Origin of the sequence: Rothia sp. L_38 (assembly GCF_050689125.1) — a bacterium.
Lineage (GTDB): Bacteria > Actinomycetota > Actinomycetes > Actinomycetales > Micrococcaceae > Rothia.
The window spans coordinates 1-5,057 of sequence record NZ_JBOEQD010000025.1 but is presented as its reverse complement, the minus strand read 5'-3'; the positions used below and the strand labels follow the sequence as shown (position 1 = coordinate 5,057).

Here is a 5,057-nt window from a genome sequence, read left to right as displayed (position 1 = left end):
TAGGAAGGTCCTGGACTGTTTGTCCAGGACCTTTTTGTTTTAATAAGCTTGCTAGGACGCTAAAGAAGCTGACCAGATCATTGCCTCATCCAAGCTGGTTACTCGTAGAAGAGCCCTAGAAATCCTTCAGTAAGGACTTGCCTGCTTCAGTACGTGGGGCGCTCTTGGGGACGTAGGAGCACTCCCAGCGCCTCACAGGAACGCCCAGACGGTCTTAGACTCCACGGTGGGCAAGGAATGTCGCCTTGTTCAATCTCACCCGCCAGTGGGCCTACAGGGCGCGTTTACGCTACACGGACTTCACTGAGTGGTCCGAGACGGTGTACGCCTTTGCTTCGATGAAGAATGCTTCGGTGATTGCTGATGAGTTTTCTCGTGGCCCGATGGGTGAGGGTGAGGTTGCTCAGATTGCTAAGTCGATTGCTTCGTGGGGGTGGACGCGGATTACTCCTGAGCAGACGGAAGCTAACCGCAAACACTGGGCTAAGAACCTGCAACGAGGACGCATTGCTAGAAAGAAGTCTCTTATAGAAGAGCTGAAGAAGGTCGATGATGGTCGCTGAGAACCCGGTGCGTCGTCAAAAAACGGCCCGAGAATTAGCCGAACAATTAGGTATTAGCTATAGCACTGTTAGACGTTTAATGGCTGAGCCTCGTGACCAGTACCTAGCCCGTGCGAATGCCAAGCGTGAGCAAGTTGCAGAACTCCGTGCACAAGGCTTATCCATCCGAGCTATCGCAGACCAACTGGGTATTTCCAAAAGCAATTTTGGGCGATATAATAAAGAATTCGAGAAATAAATAATATGAGATTATAAAGGATTAATAAATATATGAAGAAACTTTATCTTCTGGTCACTTTTGCGATATTTTCTTTGTCTATCACATCTTGCGCCCCTTCTTCGTCATCACCGTCCAGTGCCGGAACGAAAGTTCCCGAACTGTTTTCACCGATTGAAAATGATGGTTCTTACACAAGGACATTCTATAGTAATTTTCCATTAGACAATCCAAAGAGTTCTATCGTCGCTTCTGACGCATCAGGAAAAGGCCCCTTCACTGCTTATATAGCATGCAGTGAAGGGGGTGAGATGAATATATCTATAGATTCAGAAATAGAAAAAATTATACCTTGTGATGGATCGGTTTATGAGATTCATGAAATCCAAAAGATTGCACTATCAGGGGGTATAAAAGCTACTGTGGAGTCCCCTAAAGAATCAGGAAGCTGGCAGATTCAGTTCCTAAGTTCTAGAAGCCTCAATTAGACGTTTACAGTTTGGCAATCAACACCAGTAGGAATAAAAGCAGAAGCCGGAATCCTGCTTGTTTCGATTCCCATCACCCTAACCGAACGTGAACAAGTCGCTACCCTTCGAGCGAAAGGCCTAAGCGTCCGTGCTATTGCCGAAAAGTTAGAGATTTCCAAAAGCACTGCTGGACGTTATGTTCAAGAATACGAAGCAAAATCCAAACAGTCTAGCATGACTTAAGTCATACACCCTCAAGCTGTTTTACCTAGTACATGTCAAAGAGGGGTACCTATTTTTAGGTACCCCTCTTTGACATGAATATTTTAGTTACGTTATTTTTGCTTTTTTGACTTGATAGGCAAAGCGCCTATAAGCCCGCCGACTGCGGCCCACAGCAAGCAATATCCCCAGCTAAAATCTATATCTTTAGCATCATTCACACTGGCGTATCGCGAAGTCGTTATGTTGTACTCAGCCCTAAGCCAATAAGCTACAGCTCCGACGAGTGCGAAAACCAAAATCATAATTATTTTTTTCATCAGCTGAAAGTTTTCCTACAATTATCTGTTTTTTTATTCCTTTTTCTCTAGCACACATTAAACACGCAATAGAGCCAATAGATATAGAAGTCAACCCAATTACAGAGTTCGGCAAGTTACTATAATCTATTATAAGTGTTGCCACTAAGACAAAACTCCCAATAATTATAGCTATTAAACCAAGTACAAATCCTATAAAGAGTTTTTTGCTTTCGCCATGCATAGCATATCAGCCCTTTTATCTCTACTTATCTCTACTACTACTTTCCGAAACTTTCGCCCCAGAGCATCTTCACCCTGGTGATTGGCAACACTTAAACCCAATCACACACACTTTAAGTAAGTCAACTTACTACATTACGATTCGATAACAAACCCACTAAACCACCTAGTCAGCACACCATCAAAAACTATGCAACATGCCTACCGTCAGGGTGCTAGGCGGCAACACCACCCACCCCACGCTCAAACCACCCCGCCGAGCCCTGACGGAGCACTACCCAGCCCGACCATCACCAACTACACACCTCTAAAAAACGCAGAGCCACCACTCAACACCTCAGCTCTCACCCGCGCAACCTCCTCAACACACCTAGCCTGCTCCACCGATGAAGATGTGATTGATGGAGATAACCAGTGCCCGGTAGAAAGTGTGGCTGGGCTGGTTGTCTTGTGGTCATTGGATTGTGGGGTGATGGGGGCATACTTTTTGTCCTATACCCAAGAAGCAGAGCCATCTACTCCGTCATTCCCCTAAACTAATTGTTTCCTGGGAAACCAGTTTGAGCTTCTGTGGAAGGGCAGATATCCCCGTCAAATCACGGTAGGCTTGAACCTATCAAGAACGCACGTACGAAAGTGAGGCACACCTGTGTCTAAGGGAAACCCCTCCACTGACGCCCGCGAGCGTGCCCGCCAGCTGGCGGCACAGCAGGCCAAGAAAACCTCGAAATCATCCACCCGTTGGATTCAGTTCACCGTCCTTGGCGTCATCGCCCTCATCGTAGCTATCGTTGCTGTCGTCATCATCAACGGCAACCGCAACCAGATTGCTGACGCTGGACCGGTGCCGTCCTCAGCTAACCAGTACGGCGGTATCGTCCTGACCGCTGACGGCATTGAGCAGAACAGCAGCAGCGAAGAAAGCCGCGACAGCAACGACCTGGGTACCTCAGAAGCAACCTACACCGCTGCAGACGGCTCCGAAGCCAAGATGCCCCTGGGTGTAGCCCTGCCCGAAGAAGCGGACAATAACGGCGAGCCCGTCCGTCTGACGATTTTCCAGGACTACAACTGCATCCACTGCGCAGCCTTCGAAACCGAAAACGCAGACACCATTGCAGCCCTCGTTGCCAGCGGTGACATCACCCTTGAGGTTCGTAACCTGACCTTCCTGGATGCCTCCAGCCCCACTTTCTACTCGGCCCGTACTAACAACGTGGCCTACTCCGTGGCTAACCAGGTTTCCACCGAAGACTTCCTGAACTTCCAGAAGGAAATCTTTACCTACCAGGGCACCGGTGGCCTCTCTAACGAAGAGCTTGTTGCGATCGCTGAGAAGTACGGCGCAGACGTGAAGGACGACGTTGCTAACAACACCTGGCGTCCTTTCGTCCAGACTGTAACCCTGGAGTCCGCCTCCAACGGTGTGAGCGGTACCCCCACCATCTTTGCTGACGGCGAGGTCTTTAACTCCAACGACTTCAATGCCTGGATTACCGCAAAGATTGAAGCTAAGAAGAACGCCTAAAGTTCACCCAGTAAACAGGCTGTAGAAGGCCTGGCCGCTGTGTACTAAACTGGTACACAACGTGTAGGGGCAGCTACACGCCTTTACCTGTGCTCACAGCAGGGTAAAGGTGGGTAGCTGCCCCTTTTTCTGTGCCCCGCGCTGGGTACCCCAGCCTGCCCTCACCAGTAACCGACTACCTAGCACCGTAAAGATTTCATGACCCTGCACTTCTTCATCGACTGCGACCCCGGCATCGACGATGCCCTTGCCCTCACCTACGCTTTTGCCCACCCGCAGGTTGCTGTAGAGGGGATCGTGGCAACCGGCGGGAACGTGAGTACCGAGCAGGTAGGACGCAACGTCCGCGGTCTGCTGGAACTGCTCGGCGGGCAGGGTACCCCCTGGGCCCTCGGTGCTGAGAACCCGCTAGCCCAGCCGCTCACCACCACCGAAGAGACCCACGGCCCGCTGGGCACGGGGCACGGCCTGCTCCCCGGACAGACCAGGCCCACGGAGCGTACCCACGGCGAAGGGGCAGACCTGTGGGTGCAAACTGCCCGCCGTTTCCCCGGAAAGCTGCACGGGCTCGTCCTGGGGCCTTCAACTAATCTGGCGCTGGCTCTACAGCAGGATCCAGAGCTGCCCCGTTACCTAGCCAGCCTGACCATCATGGGTGGGGCCCTGAACCACCGGGGGAACACCATGCCCACCACCGAGTGGAACGTGCACTCTGACCCCGAAGCCCTGCACGAGGTCTTAGCTGCCTATAGCCGCCCTGGTCTTGACCTGCCCTATGCGCCGCTGCTCTGCCCGCTGGATACCACTGAGAACGCGGTGATGACCCCTCAGTTGCGCGAGCGTCTACTGGCCGGCGGGGGAGAGCTCTTTACCGCCCTGGACGGGGCCCTGCAGTTTTACATGGAATTCCACGAGTGGGACAAGCTGGGGTTTATCGCCCACGTGCACGACCCCTTCGTAACCGCCCTAGCTGTGAACCGCGCCCTGGCTGCCGACGGCCGGGCCCACACCCTGCTGGGGGAGGCCACACCTGTGACGCTCGATGTTGAGCTTGCCGGGACCCTTACCCGCGGCCAGGTGGTTGCTGACTGGCTAGGACGCTGGGGGAGAGACCCCAACGCCCAGGCCCTGACCAGCGCCCGGGCCTCCGAATTTTTTGAGCACCTGATCCAGACCGTCCGGGCTGTCTACGCCCCAAAGGGGACTGGCTAGAACCGCCTCAAAAAATAAAAAGAACAATTATTCTACAGAAAGGGGTGGGCATGGCCCCCTCATCACGCACCACCGCAGAGCCCTCAACGTCTGGGCAGAGGACCTCGGTAGCTGCCGGGCTCCTCGGTAAAAACCCAGAACACAATACACCGCTCACCACCTCCCAGAAGGTACTCAACCTGCTCGCCGCCCACTGCGCCGCAGGAGGCAGCGCTATCGTCGCCACCCACGACACATAACTCATCCAAGCCCTCACCCCACCTTCCCCTACACCACTACCAGCTAGACACCTCCCAATAATAT

General features: G+C 52.8%; 8 protein-coding genes. 7 read left to right on the top strand and 1 reads right to left on the bottom strand.

The features are described 5' to 3' along the window. Positions 1 to 245: 245 nt before the first annotated feature. The 4 genes from ACRCJM_RS11900 to ACRCJM_RS11885 are packed head-to-tail and all read left to right on the top strand — an operon-like array spanning position 246 to position 1,493. Positions 246 to 563, top strand: coding sequence for a hypothetical protein (locus tag ACRCJM_RS11900; protein WP_431465076.1), 318 nt, complete (start codon positions 246 to 248; stop codon positions 561 to 563). Beyond that, positions 550 to 801, top strand: coding sequence for a helix-turn-helix domain-containing protein (locus ACRCJM_RS11895; protein WP_431465075.1), 252 nt, complete (start codon positions 550 to 552; stop codon positions 799 to 801). The genes ACRCJM_RS11900 and ACRCJM_RS11895 overlap by 14 nt, the downstream gene beginning before the upstream one ends. 32 nt (positions 802 to 833) lie before the next feature. Continuing rightward, on the top strand, positions 834 to 1,268 hold the full coding sequence (locus tag ACRCJM_RS11890; protein ID WP_431465074.1) for a hypothetical protein: 435 nt from the start codon (positions 834 to 836) through the stop codon (positions 1,266 to 1,268). Between the two features lie 33 nt (positions 1,269 to 1,301). Then, positions 1,302 to 1,493, top strand: coding sequence for a helix-turn-helix domain-containing protein (locus ACRCJM_RS11885; protein ID WP_431465077.1), 192 nt, complete (start codon positions 1,302 to 1,304; stop codon positions 1,491 to 1,493). A gap of 237 nt (positions 1,494 to 1,730) precedes the next feature. On the opposite strand, the gene ACRCJM_RS11880 is transcribed toward ACRCJM_RS11885, so the two are convergent. Beyond that, a complete protein-coding gene (locus ACRCJM_RS11880; protein WP_431465073.1) occupies positions 1,731 to 2,015 on the bottom strand; it encodes a hypothetical protein in 285 nt (94 codons plus the stop codon). Positions 2,016 to 2,663: 648 nt separating this feature from the next. On the opposite strand from ACRCJM_RS11880, the gene ACRCJM_RS11875 reads away from it, so the two are divergent. From ACRCJM_RS11875 to ACRCJM_RS11865, 3 genes are all read left to right on the top strand, one after another. Then, positions 2,664 to 3,542, top strand: a complete 879-nt coding sequence (locus ACRCJM_RS11875) for a DsbA family protein (protein WP_431465072.1) — start codon at positions 2,664 to 2,666, stop codon at positions 3,540 to 3,542. A gap of 198 nt (positions 3,543 to 3,740) precedes the next feature. Next, a complete protein-coding gene (locus ACRCJM_RS11870; RefSeq protein WP_431465071.1) occupies positions 3,741 to 4,754 on the top strand; it encodes a nucleoside hydrolase in 1,014 nt (337 codons plus the stop codon). 50 nt (positions 4,755 to 4,804) lie between these two features. Beyond that, positions 4,805 to 4,993, top strand: a complete 189-nt coding sequence (locus tag ACRCJM_RS11865) for a hypothetical protein (RefSeq protein WP_431465070.1) — start codon at positions 4,805 to 4,807, stop codon at positions 4,991 to 4,993. The last annotated feature ends 64 nt before the right edge of the window (positions 4,994 to 5,057 follow it).